The following is a 22404-nucleotide window of genomic DNA, read 5'->3' as shown; positions in this document are numbered from 1 at the left end:
GCTCTTGAATACGTTGTATTGGGAATCAGCCGAGTGTCGCGATCGAGGACCGGAGAATGTCGAGGCCCTCGTCGAGAGTCGCCGCGTCGATATTCAGCGCGGGCCTGAAGCGCAACGCGCTCTCGCCGCAGCCCAGAATGATGAGACCGCGGTTGTAACAGTCGTTACGCACCGCATCGCGCATGTCAGGGGTCGCGAAGTCGATGGCGCAGAACAGGCCGCGTCCGCGGGCGTTCGACAGATACTGCGGGAATTCCGCCTGCAGTTCGTGCAGACGGCCGAGCAGATAGCGCCCGCAGGTGTCGGCATTCTCCACGAGCCGGTCGCTCTCGATAATCTCGAGATACTTGCGCGCGCGCACCATGTCAACGAGATTTCCGCCCCAGGTGGAATTGATGCGGCTCGATACGCGGAACACGTTGGTCGGCACTTCGTCGATACGCTTCCCCGCGAGGATGCCGCAGACCTGCATCTTCTTGCCGAACACCAGAATGTCGGGTTCGACAAAATACTCGTGCGCCCACATGCGGCCCGTGATGCCGATGCCCGTCTGCACTTCGTCGAAGATGAGCAAGGCCTCGTTCTCGTCGGCGAGCACGCGCAGGGCCTGAAGGAATTCCGGCCGGAAGTGATTATCGCCGCCTTCGCCCTGTATGGGTTCGATGATGATGGCCGCGATGTCGCGGGGATGCGCGGTGAACGCGGCTTTGATCTGCGAAAGCGACTGCTTCTCGAGTTCGATGACGGCGGTCAGGTTCTCGTTCTCCAGCGGAAATCGTATGGCCGGATTCGACACGCGCGGCCAGTCACGGAACTTCGGATAATGCCGGATCTTCGTCGGATCCGTGTTTGTGAGCGACATCGTGTATCCCGAACGGCCATGGAAGGCCTGCAGGAAATGCAGAATCATATGACCGCGCTCATCGGTGATGCCGCGCGCAAAGTTCTTCTGCACCTTCCAGTCGAAGGCGGTCTTCAGCGCGTTTTCCACAGCGAGCGCGCCGCCTTCAACAAAAAACGCGTGCTGCAGTGCCTGTGGAATCGCGACACGCGAGAAGGTGTCCACAAAGCTCGCCATCTCGACGGTGTACACGTCGGAGTTGGACGGCTTGTTTATCGCCGCGTGAAGTATCTCATCGCGGAAGGCCTCGGTGAGCATGGCGGGGTGGTTCAGCCCCACGGGCGACGAGGCAAAAAACGTGAAAAAGTCGAGGTACTCGCGCCCTGTCACGGCGTCGCGGATGCGCGAGCCGGAGCTGTTCTGTAAATCGACCACAATGTCGAAGCCGTCGACAAGCAGATGGCGACGAAGGCTGTTGTGGACGTCGGACGGCGCGATGTAAGAAGCGGGAGCGGTGCGGATGTCAGGCGCGTCGGCCTGGTTGGAATGAATCATGACGTTCTCCTGAATGAAGCAAATGACCGTGAATCGAAAGACGGTTGCCGGGGAGGAACGTCGTGGATGGGAGCGCGCCCGAATATTTCACGAACAGAACATCAGCACGGCGGCTGTTCGCCGATGCTGCCTTGTTCTGTCCGTAAATGCGTTTCATCGTGATATTTTTATAAAGTCGATTAAGATCGTGAAATCACTCTCATATTCCAAGCCGCTCGAAAATCGTGTCCACATGGCGCAGGCCGGCCTGCACGTCGAAGCAGGCGTCGAGTTCTGCCTCGGTGAGGAGAGCCGTCACGGACGGATCCGCGGCGAGGAGGTCGCGCAGCTCCACCCTCTCCCGCCAGACGCGCATGGCGGCGTCCTGTACGATACGGTAGGCGTCCTCGCGCAGCATGCCCTTGCGTGTCAGTGCGAGCAATGCCTGCTGCGAAAAGATAAGCCCGTGTGTGGATGTGAGATTGCGCATCATGTTGTCGGGATAGATGAACATTTTCTCGAGTATGCCGCGCATCTTTTCGATCATGTAGTCGAGCGTGATCGTTGCGTCGGGGAGGATGACACGTTCCACGGACGAATGCGTGATATCGCGTTCGTGCCAGAGCGACTGATCCTCGAAGCCGGCCAGAGCGTATCCGCGCATGACACGTGACAAACCCGCAACACGTTCGCAGGTGATGGGATTGCGCTTGTGCGGCATCGCGCTACTGCCCTTCTGTCCCGCGGCGAAATACTCCTCCGCCTCCAGCACCTCGGTCTTCTGCAGGTGTCGGATCTCGGTGGCGAACTTTTCGAGTGATCCGGCGATGATGGCCAGCGTCGAAAGAAATTCCGCATGCCGGTCGCGCTGAAGGATCTGCGTCGAGATGGGCGCCGGGACCAGCGACATCTTCTCGCAGACGTATCGTTCGACGAAGGGATCGATGTGCGCATACGTGCCGACAGCGCCCGAGATCTTGCCCACCGAAACCGCCTCGATGGCCCGGTCGAGCCGCGCAAGATCGCGCTTCACTTCCTCGTGCCAGAGGGCGAGCTTGAGGCCGAATGTCATGGGCTCGGCGTGAATGCCGTGTGTGCGCCCGATCATCACCGAATCCTTGTGTTCACGCGCCCGCGCCGCGAGCACGGGCAGCAGACCGGCGAGTCCGTCGCGCAGGAGCAGTCCCGCGCGCCGCGTCAGGGAACTCAACGAGGTGTCGACAACATCCGACGATGTCATGCCAAGATGGATGAAACGCGAATTCTCGCCGACGTTTTCCGCGACGTTGGTCAGGAATGCGATGACGTCGTGATTGAGGGTGCGCTCGAGTTCGTTGATGCGTTCGACGGTGAAGGCGGCCCGCTGGCGGATCACGGGAATCGCCTCGCGCGGGACAAGGCCGAGTTCGGCCTGCGCCTCGCAGGCATAGATTTCCACGTCGAGCCATGTGCGGAATTTTGCGTCGTCAGTCCAGAGCGCGCCCATCTCGGGGCGCGTGTAACGTGCGATCATGGGATTATTTCGCCTTGAGTTCGAGATCGATGGAAAGTTGTTTACGGTCGCGCAGTACCTGAAGCCGGATCACATCGCCGACCTTTGAATAGCGGACGAGTCCCTCGAGATTGTCGATCGCCATCACCGGCTCGTCGTTTGCGCGCACGATGATGTCGGCCACTTCGAGTCCGGCCGCCTGTGCCGCGCCGCGCCTGTCGATGTCGGTCACGATCACTCCCTCGACGCGATCGAGCTTGTATGCGCGCGCCACGGCTGAATTCACGGGCTGTACACGGAAGCCGGGATAAAACTCGCGGTTCACCTTGCCGTCCTTGCGCAGTATTTCGACGATCTCCTTCACACGATTGATGGGCAGCGCAAAGCCGAGACCGACACTCCCCTGATTCGGTGTGTAAATCACGGTATTAATGCCGATGACCTCGCCGAGTCCGTTCACCAGCGGTCCGCCACTGTTCCCGCTGTTAATGGCCGCATCGGTCTGCAACATGTTCCGGTAGACGCGGCCTTCGCGCTGTTCGAGATACACGTGTGTTGCGCTGATGACGCCGACGGTCACTGTCGGTTTCGCGCTCGAGGAAAAGAGGCCGAAAGGATTCCCGAAGGCGATCGCCCATTCGCCCACTATCACATCGTCCGAATTGCCGAGACGCAGGTATGGCAGATCCGAGGCGTCCTGTATCTTGATCAGGCACACATCTGTGACCGGATCCGTGCCGATGAGCTTCGCGGGACGTTTCTCCCCGTTTGTCAGCGTCACCGTGATTTGATCGGCACTCCCTGCCACATGGTCGTTCGTCACAATGTATCCATCGCTGGAGATCAGAAAGCCGCTACCGAGCGACGGGACGTTTTCGCGGTACACGCGGTCGCCGTAGAAGAAGCGCCAGAATGGATCCTGCTGACGATACTCGCGCACTTCTGTGACGTTGATGCCCACAACCGCGGGGCTGCATGTCTCTATCGCGCGGGTCAGCGCGTTGCGTCGCGAATCGTCCACACCTGCGGCAAGCGCACGGTCCGTTGTACCGCTGATTTCGTGTGAAGGTGCTGTGTCGCCGCGCCGCGCCATCTGCGCGCACGCAAGTGCGGTGACGCTGAAAAAGAGCAGCGCCGTCAGGGGCGCCATTCGTGTGTTGATCATCTACTGCTCCGGAATGGTGATTCTCTGCGCGCTCAGCGCTGCACTCCTTTAAGCCGAAGATCGGAGCAGAACGCGAAGCGGCGCGATGTGTCGAAGAAAAATAACACAGCAGAGCGTGAAAGCCGCTATGCTCCGCACCGCTGGAGCCACTCCCGCATAGGTCGAAAAATAATCGCTGAATGCCGGGAGCAGCAGCACACCAAACGGGGCGAGCACCGTGGCGGCGATATTTCCCACATGGACGTTGCGCGAAAAAATTCGTGAGAGCAGCCACACGCCGACCCAGAAAATCAGAAAGGAGGCGTCAAATACGAGTGTGCCTCCCGCAGCGGACGCCAGTCCGCGTCCACCTTTGAATCCTATCCACGGCGAGTAGTTGTGCCCGATAACGGTTCCGAGCAGGGCCGTCACTGCGAGCACATAGTCGCCGTGTAACACCCATTGCACAACGAGAACGGGCAACGCGCCCTTCAGGAGATCGAGGCCGAGGACGGCGATTCCGATGCTCCGCGACCGTGAGACCTCGAAGGCGTTGAGCGCGCCGATGTTTCCGCTCCCCTCGCGCCGCAGGTCCAAACCACGACGACGCATCATAAGATACGCCGTCGGGATGGAGCCAATGAGGAAAGATGCCGCCGCTACTGCGGCCGTCGGAAGAAAACCGTCCATCTATCGCGTGTGGACAAAACGCGTGACGGCGCGTTGATCACCCGCGGTGAGAGTGCACATGTACACGCCCGCCGGAAGGTTCGACAGATCGAGCCGCGCAACATGGCGTCCGCTGACGAGCACTCCTCGCTCCTGCGTGAATATCTCCTCTCCGAGTACATTGCGGAGCACGAGTGTGACTTCACGCGCTTCGGGCAGATCGAATTGCAGCAGACCGCTTTCGCGCGCCGGCTGCGGGGTTACTCCGAGCAGCGTGAACGACGCGGGAGCGCCAGCAACGGCCACTGCCGGTGAATAGGATTCGGTTCCGTCGAAGTCGATCTGACGCAGACGCACAAAGGCAACCGCGCCGTGTGTCTCGTCGAAGGAGTACGTGTAGGCGGCTTCCGTGTGTGACGTGCCTCGCCCGGGTACAAAGCCCTCACGCTGCCACACCGTGCCGTTTTCCTGCAGTGCCTCGACATCAAATCCACTGTTGCGCAGTTCCGACGCGGTTCGCCATGCAACATGGACGGCGCCATCGCGGCGGGTCGCGGAGACCGACAGGAACTCGACGGGGATGTTGACGGCGTGCAGGATTTCGAAATCGTCCACCGCGGCTTCCACGAGAGACTGCGGATCGTCGTCGCGCGCGACAAAGCGCACACGCACGGCGTTGGTGGGGGTGATATAGTCGCCCACGATGATCACGTTCTCGGACCAGACGTTGAACGAGGTAGTGGTGTTCTCGACCCGCGCCCACGTCGCGCCGTTGTCGCTCGAGATTTCCACCACCCACGGATCGCCACCCGGATTTGCGCCCATGTTATTCGAGAACCAGCGGTAATATCGGATGACGGGAACGTTCAGGTTTGTGAGATCGAGAGTCGGCGACAGCAGTGTTGTTTCTCCATCGTCCACATCCTGTTCGCCCAGGTCGCCGCCGATGGTGCCGTTGCCGGTGACCCAGCACTTGGTGCCTGTCGCGGAGTTGTCGTCTTCGGGCTGCACCTGCGTGCTGTTGTACACCGTGCCAACCGGATCAGCCATGATCCACTTCCCTGTCATCGCCTGATCACCCGAAATGTGTCCCTGCCAGCCGTTCGCGTTCTCGAAATTGTAGTAGCTGACGCGGGTGAATCCCACAAGGATCTGATACGGCGCCGCCGCACCGGCCGACGGAGAGGTTATTTCCGAGCCCCACGATTCCTCGGCCTCGAGGTAGTACTCGATCACGCTGCCGTCGGGCTGTCCGGGGATGCTGCCGGCCCATACCGACGTGCCGTTGCTGTTGCCGCTGGTCTTGCTCAGACCCGCGCTGCTCCACGTGCTGGTGCCATGCTGACGGTACCAGACGGTGACGGTTGATGTCGAGATCTGTGAAAGGGCCGAAGTGACGCTTGCCGTCACAGGGATGTCGGTGCTGCCGGATGCGCCGGAAATTTTTGTATGGGTGATCGTCAGCATGCCCGAAGGGATTCCGTGTTTTGCCCATGCGGGCACAATGCTGCTCGCGTTCGGCGTCCCGTTTGCCAAGTTGCCGTCGTTGTCGTCGGCCTTGAGGACTTCCAGAAAATACTTCGTGAAGGCCTTGCCGGTATTGGTGTCGTCGGGTTTGCCGCGGCGGGCGTAATGCACGTACTGGGACGCGAGTGTGAGCCCGATCGCCTGACGCATATCCCACACGGCGCCGCCGATCACAAGACCGTCGTAATGCACTTCGTTGATGATGTCCCGCGGGTAGCGGTTGGTGTTGTTCAAATTCCGCAGCACGGTGTTACTGCCGAAAAATCCAACGCCCATCTCGGGGCGGTCGAGTTGTAATGCGGCATTCGCGTCCGCGATCCCTTCATGTACGGCGCCGTTCACCATTCCCGCCGAACCGGCACCCATCTGCACGTACACTTTTTCATTCACCAGGTGCCCGTATTCGTGCATCACCACGTCCACCATCTCGGCGGCATTCGGGCAGGTGCCCTGTGTCGAGGTGCCGCTCCGATAGAAGTTCAGTCCGCTGCCGTCGAAGTTGGCATTACAGGTCTGCGCGAGATTCACCTTGGTAAGCACCTGATAGTTCAACGACGAGATGGCCGGATCCATTTCGAGGATGTACCGACGTGAACGGTTCACTGCGTAGAAGGCCGTTCGTTCGGATGCGGTGCTGTTGGTCGCTGTCCAGGCAAGATTGAAGGTGGTGTTGTTCGTGACGGTCGTTGAGATCTGCGAGTTCGTTCCATCCTGCCGGGATATCTTGCAGTAGGGACCCTCAAATTTGGTTGTCAACGATCCGGAATTGTTGCTTGTAACGTTGCCGAGCGAATCCGACGTGGTGTTCACCCCGCCGATGGTCACGTACTGATCCGTCACAGGCACGGTGACCGGCGGCTGATTGATGGATGTTGTCCGCACGGAACTCGACACGGTTCCATTCACGCCGTCATGCACGATATTTGTCCGCCAGAGAACCGTACCGATGTGTGCATCCACGAAGGTATGCCACACATGGAATTCGTCCTGCGGTATCGTGAATTCGTAGACGAGGTGCTGCGACACTCCGCTCTCGGAAAATCTCGGCAGCACGTAGAGGTCTCCGCCGGTCACCTGGTCGATCACGCCGGGGGCGAGCGAAAGTCCCGCGGCCGCATACACACGCGCCGTCTGTGCATCGAGCGACGGCCGCGTCTTGACGTCGAGTTCGGGCTGATACTCGGATCCGAAAAGGAACACCCGGCCGGACGATGTCATGCTCACGTACACGGTGGAAAACAGAACCGGCACACCTTCATGTATCTGGTCGTAGCTTATGCTCCATTTGCCGTTGTATTCGTTGGCATTCGCCAGGCGCAGTTTTGCGGGATCACAGCGGAGCAGTGCGCTGACTCGCCCGAGGAAGACTCGTGCCGCCGCGTCGGCATTTGCGGCGGTGATGGTCGAGAAGCCCGGAACCTGCATGCCCTCGCCCCACACCCGGTACGGCGTCGCGCCCCAGGCATTCCACACGGCGCTCCATTCGCCATGCTGCGCGCGAAATTGCGCCCACTGGACGGAATTCGCGTTTGCCGCCTGTGCCTCTTTCATTGCCCGCTCGAAGGCGGGAGAATACCCTTGATGTGGAAGTCGGATTTCGCCCTCTTCCTGTGCCTGCGCGACAAACACAAGTGTGACTAGGGTCAGGGAAACGCGGAGAAATCTGAGCATGACTTGATCCTGCAATTGGTGGGATCTCGAAATAATGGGATAAAAATACACTCGAATGCACTCAATTGGTATCGGGAAAATGGAATACAGTATAGAATTTGCATTGGTCTTTGTTTGTATGAACCGGAAGGCGGTGCAAAAGGATCCTGTTGGTGCAACGCCACACCGTTGCGCAGATAGGAGTCGTTCACCGAAGTAGCGCATGAAGAGAGGGAGGAAAGATTGAGGAATTCTGTCGGAAAGGAAGAACCTTTCGATTGACAATCTCTGTTTCTTTTCGTAACTTATGAATCCTCAACAAGTTACCTTGTCGAGACCACCACGATGAGTAATACCGGAAAATGGATTCTTGGAATTGGGCTGGCGCTCCTGGGCCTCGGCATGCTTGCCGTTGCCTTCGGCTTCTTCGGCCTCATCACAACACTCTCGACGTCGCAGTCGGGTGTGTATGATGAAACGGTCGGCTCGAGTTCCGGATCCGGCACTGTTGCCGTCATCGATCTCGAGGAACCGATACTGGAATCGGAGGAGATTGTCCGGCAATTCCGCAAGTACCAGAATCGGAATTCGGTGAAGGCCATCGTGCTCCGTCTCAATTCGCCGGGAGGCGCGGTTGCACCAAGCCAGGAAATTTTCCAGGAAGTGAAACGTACACGCGACCTTGGCAAACCTGTTGTGGTGTCGATGGGATCGATAGCCGCGAGCGGCGCCTACTACATCGCGGCCGGCGCCTCGCGCATCGTCGCCAACCCTGGGACAATCACAGGCAGCATCGGCGTGATTTCCGAGTTCACGAGTTTCAAAGGCCTGATGGATAAACTCGGCATCGAAAATACCACCGTGAAATCGGGGAAGTACAAGGATGTCGGGAATCCCTCGAGACAGATGAACGAGGTCGACATCGCGCAGATCCAGGCGCTGATCGACGACGTGTACGATCAGTTCGTGGAGGACGTGGCGACGGCGCGCGGACTCGACCGCGACAGCGTGCGGATTCTCGCCGAAGGCCGCATCTACACCGGACGGCAGGCCTATCGCAACGGCCTCGTCGACACGATCGGCACGTTTCAAACAGCCGTCACGATTGCCGGCGTGCTGGGCGGCATTGTGGGCGAACCACACATCACACGAGAGCGCAGGCGCGAATCCTTTATCGAACGCATGATGGGAAGCCGCGCAGTGTCGCTTATGGACGATATGCAGAAGCGGCTGCGCACCTCCGCGCCCCTCGAATACAGAATGTCTTACTCGCAACAATAAGGAAACACGCCGTGACGAAGGCCGATATCGTGGACAACATCGCGTCCGCAACCGGATTGACGAAAGTAGAAACCGAAGCCGTCGTCGACGGATTTCTCGCAACCGTGAGCCAGGCGATGCGCGAGGGAAAAACCATCGAGATCCGTGGTTTCGGCAGCTTCAAGGTGAAGAAGCGCAAGGCGCGCATGGCGCGCAATCCCCGCACGGGCGAGGAGGTCTTTGTCGAGGAACACTTCGTGCCCGTGTTCAAGGTCTCGAAGGAGTTGCGTCATGGTGTCGATCAGACGTTGAAGGCCGGAGAGTAATCGTGGCGGCTTCCGAAAAACAGATCTGCCCCGCCTGTGGAGCGCGGATCAACGATGACGCCACCGTCTGTGATGTGTGCGGATACGTGTTCCCCGAATCCGCGGAAGTTGCAGAAGATGCAACGATGCCCGAACCTGTTGCGGCGCCCGAGCCCGCGGTGCAAGCTCCGCCGGAACCTGCACCACAACCGCGCCCCGCGCCGCAGCAGCGTGCTGCATCGGCGACGCAGCAGAAATCGGGTAAATCGTCCCGCTCCGTCGGGCAGGGAAAAAACACGAGACGGCCGAACACCATCACGTTCAGCGTCACGCGCGGTCAGTTACTCTTCGGCTCCATTGTCGGCATCGCGATCATCGCCGCGGTGATCTACATTGCCACCAATGACGGCGGCTCCACTTCGACGCTGCCCGGCGCGCAGAATCCCGCGGCCGGCTCTGTGCCGCCTGTCAACCTCCAACGTCTTGAGGACCTGCGCAAGCAGATGGAGGCGAATCCCTCCGACGCCGAGACGATCCTGCACTACGCCAATGAACTTCACGATGCGCGCATGATCGAGCAGGCGGTCGCTGCATATAAAAGGTATCTTGACCGTGTCCCCGATAATCCCGATGCGGGGATTGACCTCGGCGTGTGTTATTTTGAGTTGCGGGATTTCCCCGCCGCCATCGCGCAGATGGAGGCCGTTGTCGCGAAACACCCCACGCATCAGCTCGGTCATTTTAATCTCGGCATCGTGAACAGAAACGCCGGCAACGAAGTTGCGGCGGTTGAATGGTTCCGCAAGGCCATCGCCATCGATCCCACGAGCCGTGTGGCCGAGAATGCAAAAATGCTTCTCGACGAGAAGCCCGCAGTCCAGAATTGACCTATCGAAAGAACTCTCTAATTCACAGTCCTCACACACACCATCAGGAGAACGCTCATGCCGTGTGGAAAGAAGCGCAAGCGTCATAAAATGTCGACGCACAAGCGCAAGAAACGCCTCCGGAAGAACCGGCACAAGAAGAAAAACCGCTAGTCGGGCGGGCTAACACATGGATCGGCTGTGGTCACCCTGGCGTTCGCAGTACATACAGGCAATCGGCACCGACAAGGAGCCGCAGGGCTGTGTGTTCTGTGATGCCATCGCAGCCGACGACGATGACGCGCGCTACCTCGTGCGCAGGCACGGGGACTGTGTCACGCTCCTGAATCTGTATCCGTACAACAGCGGACACCTGCTCATCGTCCCCCATCGTCATACCGATTCGTATCTTGAACTCGATGCGGGGTCCCACATGGAAATGTGGGACCTCGTCCGTGTTTGGATCCGCGTCCTTACCGACGTCATGCGTCCGCAGGGTTTCAACATCGGCTCCAACGTGGGCCGGGTCGCGGGCGCGGGCATCGACCAGCACATTCACCTGCATATCGTGCCCCGCTGGAGCGGCGACATGAACTTCATGCCGGTGATCGGCGACACCAAAGTCATTTCCGAATCCATGCACGACACCATGCTGCGGCTGCGGGACTCTTTCGACCGGCTTGCGGCCGGCGCACCCGGAGCATGATGCCGTCTCGCGCCGCCTGTGCGGCGCGGTTACGCACACATCGTTTTCGAGGAGAACACCCATGTCAGACGAGAGAATGGCAAAAGGCCTCATCATCGGCTTCCTCTCCGGCGCAGTTGTCGGCGGCGTCATCGCCCTGCTGTACGCCCCCAAATCAGGCAAGGAACTGCGCCAGGATCTGAAGCGCAAAGGCGAGGAGATCGCCGAGGATGTCGAGGAGTATCTGAAGGACGCGCAGGCGAAGGCGAAACACCTGATCAACGAGGGCAAGGAGAAATCCGCGCACCTCATTACAGAGGCCCGCGAGAAGGCGGAAGGTCTCCTGAAGGACGCCGAACAGATCATGTCGGACGCGAAGAAGAAAGTCGCGGACGAGGGTTCGCGGCTGAAGACCGCCGTCAAGGCGGGCATCGACACGTACAAGGACGAACGCGGCGCCGGCGCCGAGTCCTGATTCGCACCCACCCTTTTTCGAACGCGGAGGCCTCTCATGTCGGAGTTGAACAGCACACTGCTGTCGGTCCTGCTCGTGCTCGGGAGCGGATTGATTGTCACTATCATCATCGTCATCTCGCGCATCACACGCACCGTGGCGGAACTGCAGGCCGAACTGACACGCACGACACAGACGGTGCTGCCTCTCGTCGAGCGCATCAACGCCCTCACCGCTTCCGTCGAACAGACGCTCGCCGTGGTGAATGAAAACCGGCAGGCGGTGGCGGAAACAGTGGACTACATGCGCGGCATCACACGCAACGTCTATCGCCTGCAGCAGATTGTGGTCGACAGGATAGAACCACCGCTGCTCGAATTCGCATCGATCGTGAGCAGTGTCACAAGCGGCTTGAAGAGTTTCACCGACACGTGGCGCCGGGGCCGCGGCGCTTGATGTCCGAGGCCGTCAGCCAGCGCGCGCGCAGGTCGCTCCCCGCGGCCCTTCTTGTGTCCATGCGTCCGAAGCAATGGACGAAGAACCTCTTTGTCCTGTCGCCGCTGCTCTTCTCGCGGCATCTGTTCGACATTCCGACACTGCTCAGCGCAGTGGCGGGCTTTGTCTGCTTCTCGCTGCTCGCAAGCAGCATTTACCTGCTGAACGATCTCGTCGACGCGAAGAAGGATCGCGAGCACCCCGTCAAACGTTTCCGCCCCATCGCCTCGGGCGATCTAGGACGCGGCACGGCGTTCGGCGCGGTCGCGGTCCTGCTCTCCGGAACACTTGTCGCGTCCTACGCGCTCAATCTGTACTTCTTTTTGATCGTGTGCGGCTATCTCGTACTGAACGTGGTGTATTCGTTCTGGCTGAAGGAGACGGTGATCATCGATGTTATGTCGATCGCCGCCTCCTTCGTCCTTCGCATCGTGGGCGGCGCCTTTGCGATCACGGTCCCCGTGTCGGAATGGCTGCTGATCTGCACCTCGCTGCTGGCGTTGTTCCTCGGATTCAGCAAACGCCGGCACGAGATCACGCTGCTCGAAAACAACGCGTCGGTGCATCGGCCCGTGCTGCTCGAGTACAACACGTATTTCCTCGATCAGATGATCTCGCTGGTCACCGCATCCACACTGATCTGCTACATCCTCTACACCGTGGCCGACGATACCGTGCTCAAATTCGGATCGAAGAATCTTCTATGGACCGTCCCCTTCGTCCTGTACGGTTTGTTCCGCTACCTCTATCTCGTGCACCAGAAAAAAACCGGAGGTGATCCGACGGCCGAGTTGTTGACCGACCGTCCGCTTCTGGCGAATGTCTTCTTCTGGGGCATTGCCGTCATGCTTGTCATTTATCTGCGTTAGGATTCCCCCATGTCGAAAAGCAAAGTTGCCGTTCTTCGCACCACACCCGAAACGGTGTTGCAGGACTATATCCGCCTCGCCGAACTCGCGGGCATGCGCGACGCACTCACGCCGGGCGCGACAACGATTCTGAAGGACAACATCTCGTGGCACTTCCCTTTCCCCGGCGCAAACACCACGCCGTGGCAGCTCGAGGCCACCGTGATGGCGCTGCGCGACAGCGGCCTGAACGACGTGGTCTGCGTGCAGAACAAGACAGTCGTGACCGACGCGTTCAAGGGTGAAGACCTCAACGGCTACGTGCCGATATTCAAGGCCTACGACATTCCGGTGCTCTTCAACTTCAAGGAAGAGGACATGAAGTGGTCGGTGTATGAGCCGAAGGCCGAGATGATGGTGCTGAAAAAAATCTTCCCCGAGGGCATCCTGATTCCGGATTATTTTTTCGGGAAGAACATCGTGCATCTGCCCACCGTGAAATGTCACATATACACCACCACGACAGGCGCGATGAAAAATGCCTTCGGCGGATTGCTCAACACGAAACGGCACTACACACACAGTTGGATTCACGAGACACTCGTGGATCTTCTGGCGATACAGAAGGAAATCCACTCAGGCATCTTCGCGATCATGGACGGAACAACCGCAGGCAACGGGCCCGGACCACGCACCATGTATCCCGAGATTAAAAACGTGATTCTTGCGAGCGACGATCAGGTTGCCATCGACGCGGTGGCCGCCAAGATGATGGGGTTTGATCCGCTGAAGGATCTCGCCTATGTGCGTCTGGCGCACGACAAGGGACTCGGCATCGGCGACGTGCGTGATATCGAGATCGTGGGAGACGACATTCACAACGAGAACTGGCACTTCACCGTGGGCGACAACGGCGCCAGCATGGTGGGTGATCTCATGTGGTTCGGACCGCTCAAACCGCTGCAGAAACTGTTCTTCCACACGCCGCTTGTGCACATGTTTGTGGCGGGCTCGGAAGTGTATCACGACTACTACCGCTGGCCGCTGAAGGACAGGAAAACGTTCGAAGGTTGGATGGCGAACACTTCGTGGGGCCGGTTGTTCGCGGAGTATAAGAAACAGGGAACCCTGGCCCACTCACCGCGGCCGTGAACGTTCGCCCCTGCCCGTGAGTTTCTCCCACACCGTCACAGTCAGCAGAATCAGGCTGTAGCCGAACAGAAAATCCTCGACGGGAATCGTGATGATGCGGAGGCCGAGATACTGCGTCTCTTCATACATCACGATGGGCCGCCAGGTCAGGTAGCCGTTTACGGCCAGCTTGAAGGCGAACATCACCGCGAGGAACAGCCAGAAGGCACCGCGTCGAGTGAGACGCGCGCCGAGGGTCAGGTCTGCCGCCGTCACAAGCACAACCGAGACCGATGCCCAGATCGTGTACTCCATCACTTCCCTCTCCGCAGAAAGTACTTCACCGATTCCCAGGTGAAAATGGCGACAAAGGGCACGACGAGAAAAAACATCCACTCCTCGAGAGGCAGGTGGATGATGGTGATACCGAGCGTGTAAGAGGGATTAAAGAACCAGTGTCCGCGAAGTGTGGCGGCCACATCCCAGGCGCCGAACACCACAAACACCAGCGCGATCGCAAGAAACATCGCGCGGCGGTGGCGATAGATTCCCAGTTTCCGGTCGAAGCTGAGCAGGAACGGAAAAAACACAGTGGCAAGGAGGACGAGGAGATATTCCGATTTCATGATCCGATACTCCTGTGTATGGACGCCAGGCGTTTCCGCTGCGGCGCCAGAAGCGCGGCGATCAATGCCAGAGCAAGCACCGTTTCGGCGACGTGGCCTGCGACCAACGCCGAGACGACAAACACCAAGACCTGCATCACGTATAGTATTGCGGCGCTGCGTGTGTGCGGAAGCGCGGGTGGAGCCGTGTTGCGCAGCCTGTCGTGTATCTCAAGCAGCAGCACGGCCGCGGCGGAGAGAAGAAACCAGGCGGCGTAGTTCTGCAGCGGCACGGATCCGCCGCTCCATCGCCAGTAGTCATGCACGAATGCGGCCATGGGTTCGAGGAGCAGATCGAGCGCGGTGGCGAGCAGCGCTGCTCCGAGTGTGATCACACCCGTGTTGCGCCAGAATCCGGCAGCGGCGGCGGCGCTCTGTGCGATGCGCCATGATGTGATGAGTACGGTGTACCACGCGAAAGCCATGGCAAGCGGCACACCCGCGAAGGTCGGCGCGAGTCTGTCGGTGTACGTGTAGACACCGAAAGGAAAACCGCTGCTCACGCCGGCCCATTCGATGAAAAAGAACAGACAGGCGATTACGGCGAAGCGCGCGAGTGTCGTGCCGGCAGAACCCAGACGCAGTTCGGAGAACAACACCGCCATGCCGTACAAGACGATGCTGGCCGCGCTCATCCAGGCGAGCATGCCGGGCAAGAGACGGAACGGGACAAAGATCAGACTGAAGGGCAACAAAAAGACGAGTGTCCCGAGCAGGATTCGGAACAGCGTGCGCGCGGGGCCCGGACCGTAATCGTGATCGTGCAGCCCGAAGAATCGCTCTCCGTATGTCCGCAGTGTGTCGTTCACTGGCGGCCTGTTCCCCGCCCGAGTTTGTTGTACAGCTCGGCACTGGCGCGCTGTTTGAATTCCTCCAGCATCTCCTTCATGTCGTCGCTCATCTGCTCCGACAGGAATTTTTCACCGACGATGGGCGCCAGCCAATGCACGTCGGAAGCGTCCTCGCGCTGCAGCCGCAGACGTAATGAAATCTCGAAGCCGGTGCGCGACTCGCCGAGAGGCACCAGCCGCACGGCGCAGCGCATGTAATTCGGATCGTTGGGCTGCACCGATTCGTACACCGTGGTCTCGCCCGAAAGACTCCGCTCGATGGTGAAATCGAGCTTCATGTCGCTCGACAATGGCACGGACTTGCGCGTCTTGTACAGGTACCTGTTCGGCGCGATCTGCTGTATCGCGGTCACACCGGGCATGTTGCGCGACAGGAGCCCGATGTCGTCGCCGTACGCCTTGATGCGTTCGATGGGAATGTCCACGCTGTATTTGATGGACGACGAAGCCTCGACGGTGAAGAGCCGCAGGGCTATGTGGGTGGCAATGATGAGTGCGGGTATCATGTGTGGGCCTGGGTGTATGTTCTCCCCTTCCACACAACACCGCCGCGCCTCGAAGCGAGCGCGGATCGAATCGTGATGGACACGAGCAGCAGTATCGCGAGCGGATGTGTGAACACGTGCGGAAGAGAGTAACGGAATTTTATTGTGAGAATGAGCCGGATGCCGAGTGCCGCGACAACATGAAGCAGGAACAATGTGTGTGCGTCTTCAAAAGCCGGAACAAACAGGACAAGAGGAAGCAGCAGAAACGGCAGCACACCGGTCGCGAGATTCCACAGCACCACGGCGGTCGCGAGGAGGAATGAACGACCCAATCCTTCGAAGATGTTTTTGCTGAAGCCCTCGCGTATGCCCTCGAGCGATTCGTACATGCGGCACGAGACGGTTCCCGTGCCGTCCATGACACGGATGCGGCCGCCGTGTTCTTTGACCGCGCGCGCCAGCCAGACGTCGTCCACCACGGCGGAACGAACGGCGGTGTGCCCGCCCAGCGTCTCGTAGCTGTCGCGGCGGAACAGCATACATTGCCCGTTGGCCATGGCAAGCCGTGTGGACCGTGTGTAGGTGGCGAGGGGAAAAGGCAGATAACACATCGTGACGAAATGTAGCAGCGGCATGAATACACGTTCCCAGAAAGTTTCCATGCGCTGCCGCGGAATAAGCGAGAGGAGGTCAGCTCTGTACGTGTGTATCGCCGCGGCCAGCGCGCGCAATGCGCCGGGCTCGTACGTGGTATCGGCGTCGGTAAACAGAAGAAGTTCACCCTGCGCCTGTTCGGCCAGTTGCGCACAGGCCCAGTTCTTCCCCGTCCATCCCTCGGGCAGCGGCTTTCCCGGGAGTACTTTCACAGATGTGTGTCCACCTGCCGCATCCCGCACAACGTCGGCGGTGCCGTCGGTGGATTCGTCATCCAGTACCAGGATTTCGAAAGACGGATACTCCTGCGCGACAAGCGAGCGGATGCATGCGCCGATACGCGCGGCTTCGTTCCGCGCGGGGATACATACGGAGAGCCGCGGCGTGCCGCCCGATACGGCCTTCGGTATGCGACGAAAAAACTGCACGTTCACGAGCACGACCGCGAGCATGAGCAACAACGCGGCGAGCACAACCCAACCGTACACGATCATTGGCCGCGGCCCTCCGCGGCAGTTTCCACCAGCCGACTGCCCTTCGAAGCACGGCCGCGAAGAATGTATCGAAATGAGGCGATGTCGGATCGCGCGAGATCCTGCGTCATTGCGTCGAGCAACGCGGTGACACGCTGCTCGAGTTGCGCCGAAAGGGATTCGCCGCGAGTCGGCGCTATCGCCGCACCGGCGGAGATAAAAATTTCGGGCCTTTGTTCATGACGGAATTCGTACGTGAACGCCATGGGAACAAAGAGCGCATCAGGAACCGCGGAAGCAAGCATATCCACGCCGCGCAGGAAATGCAGGGGCCGCACGGCATGCGGCCGCAGCTCGCCCTGCGGATACAGCCACAGTGCGCGGCCCGGCGCGTTCAGCAGACCCGCCGCGTACTCGAGCGATCGCAACGCGTCGCGCCCGCGCCCGCGGTCCACGGAGAAGACGCCGATGCGGCGGAAGAACGGATATCGTCGAAGCTGCTCCTCCTCCATCATCGCGTAGGAATCGATGTGGAAGACATGCCGCGCGAGATAGAGCGGGAGAAGCGCATCCCACCAACTGCTGTGATTCGGGCATAACACCAGCGGCGCGGACCGTATCGACGCCTGAAGATCCGCGTCCGCACGCAGACGAATCGTATGGAAACTGCGCTTCAGCAGCCGTGTGGTGTACACGTCGAACAAGGCCTCGAAGATCCGCGATTTGTGTGCTTTAATCACGCGCGCCCTCGATCAACTCTGCGACGATTTTCCCTGAGAGCAACACCAGCGGTATGCCGCCGCCCGGATGCGCCGTGCCACCGGCGAAGTAGAGTCCGCGTACATGACGTGAGCGGTTGGGCGGCCGCAGGAAGGCCGAAAAGCGGTTGTTCGACGAGGATCCGTAAATCGATCCGTGTAACGCGTGTGTGCGCGCCTCGAACTCGTCGGGAGTGACTATCGCCTCCTCCTCGATGTGTGCTTCGAGGGCGTCGAGACCACATGCCTCCAGGCGCCGAAGCACGATGTCGCGATAACGCAGTTTTTCCGCGGGCCACGATACGCGTCCGTTGAGCGCGGGCGCGTTCACCAGCACAAACAGATTCATCGAGCCCGCGGGCGCGTGCGACGGATTCGCGCGTGACGACGTGGAGACGTAGATCGTGGGTTCATCCGCCGGCACTCCCTCGTCCACAAGCTGCGCAAACTCGCGCCGGTAGTCGCGCGAGAAAAAGATGTTGTGGTGCGCGAGCTGCGGATACTCGCGTTTCACGCCGAGATACATGATGTATCCCGCGAGGGACGGTTCGAGCGCCGACCACTGTGTATGCGGAATGCCCGCGGTGTCGCGCAGGAGGGTTTGCATCGTGTATGATGCATCGGCATTCGATATGACCACATCGGCCTCGTGGCGCGAACCGTCGTGCAACTGCACTCCCCGCACGGAGCGGCGCTCCGTTGTGATCTGCCGCACCTCCGCATCGAAGCGGAACGAAACACCCACGCGTTCCGCCACACCGTGCAGCGCGCGTGCGATCTCGTACAGGCCGCCGTCCACATACCATCCGCCGAAGGCGAATTCCACATAGGGAATGATGGCCAGTGTGGCCGGTGCGCGGAATGGTGATGAACCATTGTAGGTGGCGAAACGGTCGAACAGTTGCCGCAGGCGCTCGTCGTGAAACGCTTCCGCCACGGCCTCGTGCAGGGTGCGTCCCGAATCGAGCCGCGGCACGGCGGGCAGATGGCGCATGCTGCGCAGGATGTCGCCCATGCTCCAGCTTCCGAAGCCGGAAAATAAAAACGGCTGCGCGGCGGCGTTGTATATCCGTTCCCCTCGACGAAGGAAGCGTGTGAATGCGCCGGCATCCGACGGACTGAATGCGCTGATCCGGGCCTCGAGCTCCGCCATGTCGTTGCTCGTGTCGAGCTGTGAACCGTCGGAGAAGGTGTAGCGGCAGCTCGGATCCAGTGGTCTCAGCGTGAGGTGCCGCGCGGGATCTTCACCCGCCGCGCGAAAAAGCTCTTCGAGCACAAAGGGCATGGTGACAAGTGTCGGTCCCGTGTCGAAGGTGTACGCACCGAGTTGCAGCCGGTGCATCTTCCCGCCCGCACTGTCGTTTTTCTCGAACACCGTGACATCATGCCCCGCCCGCGCAAGCCGGATCGCCGCGGAAAGGCCTCCGAGACCCGCGCCGATGACCGCGATCCGTTTCATACCACCTCGTCGACAGTCACGTCCTTCTCGCGCGGATGCAGGTGCCTCCGTGAAAAAAGCAGCAGTCCGTAGGGCTCTTCCCCGTAACGATGATGCGCCGCATGCGCCTTTTTTATCTTGAGCAAATACGACCAGCGCGGACGGAAATGCCTGCTGCGCCGATGGACGTAGATGTCGTGTATCAGGAAGTAGGTGACACCGTAGGCCGACACGCCGATGCTGAAAGGCAGCAGCCAGGAGAGTAATTCGAACTGCAGCGAGAGTATCATGACAGCCGTGGTGCTCGTCGCAAAAAAGAGCGGAAACACGTCGTTCTTCTCGAAGATGCCGTGGCGCTTGGTGTGATGGCTCTGATGAAAGCGCCACCCTATGCCGTGGTACACATACCTGTGCGCGAGATACGACACAAACTCCATCACCAGGAAGGAGCCGGTCATCGCGAGGATAAAATACACGGCGTTCATGCGGTTCAGGTCCTCTCGCTCATGTGCTCCGTCGACTCGCGCGTGTCGTTGTACGACGACTGCAGCGCGGCGAAACCCGGCACGGTCTCGTTCCCGGGATTCAAAGAATCGTCGCCGAGGCCGGGCGCAAAAAGTGTTGCGGAGTGACCCGATCCGTGCAGGAGGCGGGGCACACGCGCCATGTAACTCGATACCGCAATGCCCAGCTTTTTCCGTGTCGACACATAGGCACGACGATTGAAGACGTTGTACTCGAGCCGGACGATCTCGTCGAGAATGCCCTCGTAAATGTTGCTCATGAGGCGCACGCAATACCGCGAACCGTCGTCGGGCAGCAGGGCGAGTCCGTGCTCCGCCAGCCGGTAGTACGAGCGCGCGCGGCGCGCCTGGAATTCCATCATCCGCACAAAGGCCGGAGTTGCTGTGCCCGCGGCAAGATCGTCTTCCGTGATGCCGAAGGCGCGGAGTTCGTCCTGCGGCAGATACACACGACCGAGCCGCAAATCCTCCGCGACGTCGCGAAGGATGTTCGTCAAGTGCATCGCGGTGCCGAGCGCCGCGGCGTATCGCAGCGCGGACGTTTCGGTCGCACCAAAAATGTGTGTCATGATGAGTCCGACCACCGACGCGACGTGGTAACAGTACAGGTCCAGATCCGTGAAAGTGTCGAATCGTTTGATGGTGAGATCCATCTCGACGCCGGCGATCAGTTCCTGGAAATACCGTTTCGGGACGTCATTGGCGCGGACGGCGATCGACAGGGCGCGGAAACGCGGCGGCAGCGTCTCGTCCCCCTCGTACGCGCGGTCCACAAGCACACGCAATGTGTCAAGCGCGCGTGTGATGGCAGCGGCATCACCATCGGGGGCGTTGTCGACGGTATTGTCCACCAGGCGGCAGAAGGCGTACACGGCGTACGCGGCGTCGCGTTTTTCGCGCGGCAGGACGTGCGAGGCAAAGTAGAACGACTTTGCGTGCGCGCGCGTCTCCTCCCTGCACAGTGTGATATCATCCCGGTCGTAGGCCGGTGTGTGCTCGCTCATAGTTCCCTCGAGTGTCTGGCTGCGTTGATACAAATATCAGGAAAGATCCTGCACAATGCACTTCTCCGTTGCCTCGGCCGACAGAAGCACACCGGGCACTCCCCCGCCGGGATGGGTGCCCGCGCCGACGAAGTAGAGACGGCGCACATCCTCGCTGCGGTTGTGCGGACGGAACCACGCCGTCTGCGTGAGCCGCGGTTCGATGCTGAAGGCATTGCCGTAGAGCGAAAGCAACTGCGAGGCAAAATCGTCAGGAGTGAACGTCTCGAGCACCTCGATGTTCGCGCGGAAATCCTCGAGACCGAATTCCTCCTCGAGGAAGGCGAGAAGTTTCTCGCGGAACGGCGCGGCCATGCTCTGCCAATCAATTCCCGATCCGTTATGCGGCACGGGCACGAGCAGATACATGCTGTCGCAGCCCGGCGGCGCCATGGCGGGATCGGTGCGTGTGGGCACATGCAGGTACATCGAGAAATCGTCGGCCAGAATTTTCCGGTCGAAGATGTCGCCGATCAGTTCGCGGTAGCGCTCGCTCAGAATCAATGTGTGATGTTTCAGCGCGGGGTACTGCTTCTTCACGCCGATATACAACAGGAACACACTCATCGAGATGTGCAGGCGGTCGATGCGGCGGTTGCTCCAGCGCCGCCTGTGTTCGGGTTTCAGCATGTTGCGGTACACCCAGGGCACGTCGCCGTTCGATACAACCGCGTCGGCACGCAGGACTTCGTCCCCCAGGCGCACACCCGCGGCGGTACCGTTTTCGACAAGAATCTCGTCCACCTTCGCACTCGTACGGATGGTGCCTCCCAACTCGCGGAACACACGCTCGAAGGCATTCACCAGACTGTACATGCCGCCTTTCGAAAACCACACGCCGCCCTCTTTCTCGAGATACGGAATCATGATGTACACACTTGGTGCGCGGAAGGGCGACCCGCCGATAAACAGCGGGTGAAACGAGAAAAGGAAACGCGACTTGGGATCGGTGAAATAGTCCGCAACAAAGGAATGAACGGGCTTGAGCGCCTTGAGCGACATGGCGCGCGGCGCAAACGAGAAGAACTGCTTCAGCGATCCAAAATCCTGCGCGCCCATGCCTTCCGTGATTACCGCATCGTACACGGCCTTGATATCGTGAAAAAAGCGGTCGTAGGCATCGGCGTCGACAGGATTGATTGCGCGAAGCTGCGCCTTCATCGCCTCGGAGTCGCCGGAGTAATCGACATAACTTTTGTCGTGGAAATAGATGCGGTAAAAGGGATCGAGTGGAACGACGTCGAGGTAGTCCTCCATGCGCTTCCCCGCCGCGGCAAACACATCCTGAATGATAAACGGCGCAGTGATGAGCGACGGTCCCATGTCGAAGGTGTAGCCGTCCTTCACAAGTTGATACGCGCGCCCGCCGACCCGCTCCCGCTGTTCAAGCAGTGTAACGCGGTATCCGCGCGCCTGAAGCCGTATCGCCTCTGCGAGTCCGCCGAACCCGGCGCCTATGATGATGATGTCTTTCACGTGTGGCATTCCATATGTACTGCCCCCTACAACACGCCGCGCGCTTCGCGGGGTTCCCGGTGTGGAGAGCGGGACAGCGGGAGAGCGGGACAGCGGGAGCGGAACAACGAAATAGTGTCTCGCTGAGCGGAGT

At 59.9% G+C, this 22404-nt stretch carries 23 protein-coding genes; 8 read left to right on the top strand and 15 right to left on the bottom strand.

The window, feature by feature from the left end:
- Positions 1–25: 25 nt before the first annotated feature.
- The 5 genes from HY962_13335 to HY962_13315 form a co-directional block, all read right to left on the bottom strand.
- Positions 26–1396 carry an L-lysine 6-transaminase gene (locus tag HY962_13335; protein MBI5647907.1) on the bottom strand — a complete coding sequence of 457 codons (1371 nt, stop codon included), beginning with the start codon at positions 1394–1396 and terminating at the stop codon, positions 26–28.
- A gap of 199 nt (positions 1397–1595) precedes the next feature.
- Complete coding sequence (locus tag HY962_13330; protein ID MBI5647906.1) at positions 1596–2888, bottom strand: adenylosuccinate lyase; 1293 nt, start codon at positions 2886–2888, stop codon at positions 1596–1598.
- 4 nt (positions 2889–2892) lie between these two features.
- Positions 2893–4032, bottom strand: coding sequence for a trypsin-like peptidase domain-containing protein (locus tag HY962_13325; protein ID MBI5647905.1), 1140 nt, complete (start codon positions 4030–4032; stop codon positions 2893–2895).
- Positions 4033–4080: 48 nt separating this feature from the next.
- Positions 4081–4626, bottom strand: coding sequence for a glycerol-3-phosphate acyltransferase (locus HY962_13320; protein ID MBI5647904.1), 546 nt, complete (start codon positions 4624–4626; stop codon positions 4081–4083).
- Positions 4627–4701: 75 nt separating this feature from the next.
- Positions 4702–7878, bottom strand: a complete 3177-nt coding sequence (locus tag HY962_13315; protein MBI5647903.1) for a T9SS type A sorting domain-containing protein — start codon at positions 7876–7878, stop codon at positions 4702–4704.
- Between the two features lie 324 nt (positions 7879–8202).
- Here HY962_13315 and sppA point away from each other — a divergent pair, with 324 nt between their 5' ends.
- The 8 genes from sppA to HY962_13275 all read left to right on the top strand — a co-directional run bounded on the left by sppA (position 8203) and on the right by HY962_13275 (position 13922).
- Positions 8203–9138, top strand: coding sequence for a signal peptide peptidase SppA (gene sppA, locus HY962_13310; GenBank protein MBI5647902.1), 936 nt, complete (start codon positions 8203–8205; stop codon positions 9136–9138).
- A complete protein-coding gene (locus HY962_13305) occupies positions 9135–9443 on the top strand; it encodes an integration host factor subunit beta (protein ID MBI5647901.1) in 309 nt (102 codons plus the stop codon). Before sppA ends, HY962_13305 begins: the two co-directional genes overlap by 4 nt.
- 2 nt (positions 9444–9445) lie before the next feature.
- The gene (locus HY962_13300; GenBank protein MBI5647900.1) at positions 9446–10309 is read left to right on the top strand and encodes a tetratricopeptide repeat protein; all 864 of its coding nucleotides are present in this window, start codon (positions 9446–9448) and stop codon (positions 10307–10309) included.
- A gap of 169 nt (positions 10310–10478) precedes the next feature.
- Positions 10479–10994, top strand: coding sequence for an HIT domain-containing protein (locus HY962_13295; protein ID MBI5647899.1), 516 nt, complete (start codon positions 10479–10481; stop codon positions 10992–10994).
- Positions 10995–11055: 61 nt separating this feature from the next.
- The gene (locus tag HY962_13290) at positions 11056–11448 is read left to right on the top strand and encodes a YtxH domain-containing protein (GenBank protein ID MBI5647898.1); all 393 of its coding nucleotides are present in this window, start codon (positions 11056–11058) and stop codon (positions 11446–11448) included.
- 36 nt (positions 11449–11484) lie between these two features.
- Positions 11485–11883, top strand: a complete 399-nt coding sequence (locus HY962_13285; protein MBI5647897.1) for a hypothetical protein — start codon at positions 11485–11487, stop codon at positions 11881–11883.
- A complete protein-coding gene (locus HY962_13280; GenBank protein ID MBI5647896.1) occupies positions 11883–12791 on the top strand; it encodes a decaprenyl-phosphate phosphoribosyltransferase in 909 nt (302 codons plus the stop codon). The genes HY962_13285 and HY962_13280 overlap by 1 nt, the downstream gene beginning before the upstream one ends.
- A gap of 9 nt (positions 12792–12800) precedes the next feature.
- A complete protein-coding gene (locus HY962_13275; protein ID MBI5647895.1) occupies positions 12801–13922 on the top strand; it encodes a DUF362 domain-containing protein in 1122 nt (373 codons plus the stop codon).
- Here the strand turns inward: HY962_13275 and HY962_13270 are convergent.
- Genes HY962_13270 through crtI (HY962_13225) form a run of 10 tightly spaced genes read right to left on the bottom strand, consistent with a single transcriptional unit; the run spans position 13908 to position 22271 of the window.
- Positions 13908–14216, bottom strand: a complete 309-nt coding sequence (locus tag HY962_13270) for a lycopene cyclase domain-containing protein (protein ID MBI5647894.1) — start codon at positions 14214–14216, stop codon at positions 13908–13910. The two genes, HY962_13275 and HY962_13270, sit on opposite strands and share 15 nt — an antisense overlap.
- The gene (locus HY962_13265) at positions 14216–14527 is read right to left on the bottom strand and encodes a lycopene cyclase domain-containing protein (protein MBI5647893.1); all 312 of its coding nucleotides are present in this window, start codon (positions 14525–14527) and stop codon (positions 14216–14218) included. The genes HY962_13270 and HY962_13265 overlap by 1 nt, the downstream gene beginning before the upstream one ends.
- On the bottom strand, positions 14524–15375 hold the full coding sequence (locus tag HY962_13260; GenBank protein MBI5647892.1) for a carotenoid biosynthesis protein: 852 nt from the start codon (positions 15373–15375) through the stop codon (positions 14524–14526). Before HY962_13260 ends, HY962_13265 begins: the two co-directional genes overlap by 4 nt.
- The gene (locus HY962_13255; protein ID MBI5647891.1) at positions 15372–15923 is read right to left on the bottom strand and encodes an SRPBCC family protein; all 552 of its coding nucleotides are present in this window, start codon (positions 15921–15923) and stop codon (positions 15372–15374) included. The genes HY962_13260 and HY962_13255 overlap by 4 nt, the downstream gene beginning before the upstream one ends.
- Positions 15920–17053: a glycosyltransferase gene (locus HY962_13250; protein ID MBI5647890.1), complete on the bottom strand. Its 1134-nt coding sequence runs from the start codon at positions 17051–17053 to the stop codon at positions 15920–15922. The genes HY962_13255 and HY962_13250 overlap by 4 nt, the downstream gene beginning before the upstream one ends.
- Complete coding sequence (locus HY962_13245) at positions 17050–17772, bottom strand: lysophospholipid acyltransferase family protein (protein MBI5647889.1); 723 nt, start codon at positions 17770–17772, stop codon at positions 17050–17052. Before HY962_13245 ends, HY962_13250 begins: the two co-directional genes overlap by 4 nt.
- Complete coding sequence (crtI, locus tag HY962_13240; GenBank protein ID MBI5647888.1) at positions 17765–19249, bottom strand: phytoene desaturase; 1485 nt, start codon at positions 19247–19249, stop codon at positions 17765–17767. Before crtI (HY962_13240) ends, HY962_13245 begins: the two co-directional genes overlap by 8 nt.
- A complete protein-coding gene (locus HY962_13235) occupies positions 19246–19713 on the bottom strand; it encodes a sterol desaturase family protein (GenBank protein ID MBI5647887.1) in 468 nt (155 codons plus the stop codon). Before HY962_13235 ends, crtI (HY962_13240) begins: the two co-directional genes overlap by 4 nt.
- Positions 19714–19718: 5 nt before the next feature.
- Complete coding sequence (locus tag HY962_13230; protein MBI5647886.1) at positions 19719–20756, bottom strand: phytoene/squalene synthase family protein; 1038 nt, start codon at positions 20754–20756, stop codon at positions 19719–19721.
- A gap of 36 nt (positions 20757–20792) precedes the next feature.
- Entirely contained in the window at positions 20793–22271 is a 1479-nt protein-coding gene (gene crtI, locus HY962_13225) for a phytoene desaturase (GenBank protein ID MBI5647885.1), read from the bottom strand.
- Positions 22272–22404 lie beyond the last annotated feature (133 nt).

This window comes from Ignavibacteriota bacterium (assembly GCA_016218045.1).
In the GTDB taxonomy this organism is placed as follows: domain Bacteria; phylum Bacteroidota; class Ignavibacteria; order SZUA-365; family SZUA-365; genus JACRFB01.
The sequence above is the reverse complement of the archived record's forward strand: the minus strand, read 5'-3'. Positions and strand labels throughout refer to the sequence as shown.

What these genes read in the sequence shown, in the direction of transcription:
- HY962_13335 (MBI5647907.1), bottom strand. Translation starts at nt 1,396, where the DNA reads ATGATTCATTCCAACCAGGCCGACGCGCCTGACATCCGCACCGCTCCC.
- HY962_13330 (MBI5647906.1), bottom strand. Translation starts at nt 2,888, where the DNA reads ATGATCGCACGTTACACGCGCCCCGAGATGGGCGCGCTCTGGACTGAC.
- HY962_13325 (MBI5647905.1), bottom strand. Translation starts at nt 4,032, where the DNA reads ATGATCAACACACGAATGGCGCCCCTGACGGCGCTGCTCTTTTTCAGC.
- HY962_13320 (MBI5647904.1), bottom strand. Translation starts at nt 4,626, where the DNA reads ATGATGCGTCGTCGTGGTTTGGACCTGCGGCGCGAGGGGAGCGGAAAC.
- HY962_13315 (MBI5647903.1), bottom strand. Translation starts at nt 7,878, where the DNA reads ATGCTCAGATTTCTCCGCGTTTCCCTGACCCTAGTCACACTTGTGTTT.
- sppA (MBI5647902.1), top strand. Translation starts at nt 8,203, where the DNA reads ATGAGTAATACCGGAAAATGGATTCTTGGAATTGGGCTGGCGCTCCTG.
- HY962_13295 (MBI5647899.1), top strand. Translation starts at nt 10,479, where the DNA reads ATGGATCGGCTGTGGTCACCCTGGCGTTCGCAGTACATACAGGCAATC.
- HY962_13290 (MBI5647898.1), top strand. Translation starts at nt 11,056, where the DNA reads ATGTCAGACGAGAGAATGGCAAAAGGCCTCATCATCGGCTTCCTCTCC.
- HY962_13285 (MBI5647897.1), top strand. Translation starts at nt 11,485, where the DNA reads ATGTCGGAGTTGAACAGCACACTGCTGTCGGTCCTGCTCGTGCTCGGG.
- HY962_13280 (MBI5647896.1), top strand. Translation starts at nt 11,883, where the DNA reads ATGTCCGAGGCCGTCAGCCAGCGCGCGCGCAGGTCGCTCCCCGCGGCC.
- HY962_13275 (MBI5647895.1), top strand. Translation starts at nt 12,801, where the DNA reads ATGTCGAAAAGCAAAGTTGCCGTTCTTCGCACCACACCCGAAACGGTG.
- HY962_13270 (MBI5647894.1), bottom strand. Translation starts at nt 14,216, where the DNA reads ATGGAGTACACGATCTGGGCATCGGTCTCGGTTGTGCTTGTGACGGCG.
- HY962_13265 (MBI5647893.1), bottom strand. Translation starts at nt 14,527, where the DNA reads ATGAAATCGGAATATCTCCTCGTCCTCCTTGCCACTGTGTTTTTTCCG.
- HY962_13255 (MBI5647891.1), bottom strand. Translation starts at nt 15,923, where the DNA reads ATGATACCCGCACTCATCATTGCCACCCACATAGCCCTGCGGCTCTTC.
- HY962_13250 (MBI5647890.1), bottom strand. Translation starts at nt 17,053, where the DNA reads ATGATCGTGTACGGTTGGGTTGTGCTCGCCGCGTTGTTGCTCATGCTC.
- crtI (MBI5647888.1), bottom strand. Translation starts at nt 19,249, where the DNA reads ATGAAACGGATCGCGGTCATCGGCGCGGGTCTCGGAGGCCTTTCCGCG.
- HY962_13235 (MBI5647887.1), bottom strand. Translation starts at nt 19,713, where the DNA reads ATGAACGCCGTGTATTTTATCCTCGCGATGACCGGCTCCTTCCTGGTG.
- HY962_13230 (MBI5647886.1), bottom strand. Translation starts at nt 20,756, where the DNA reads ATGAGCGAGCACACACCGGCCTACGACCGGGATGATATCACACTGTGC.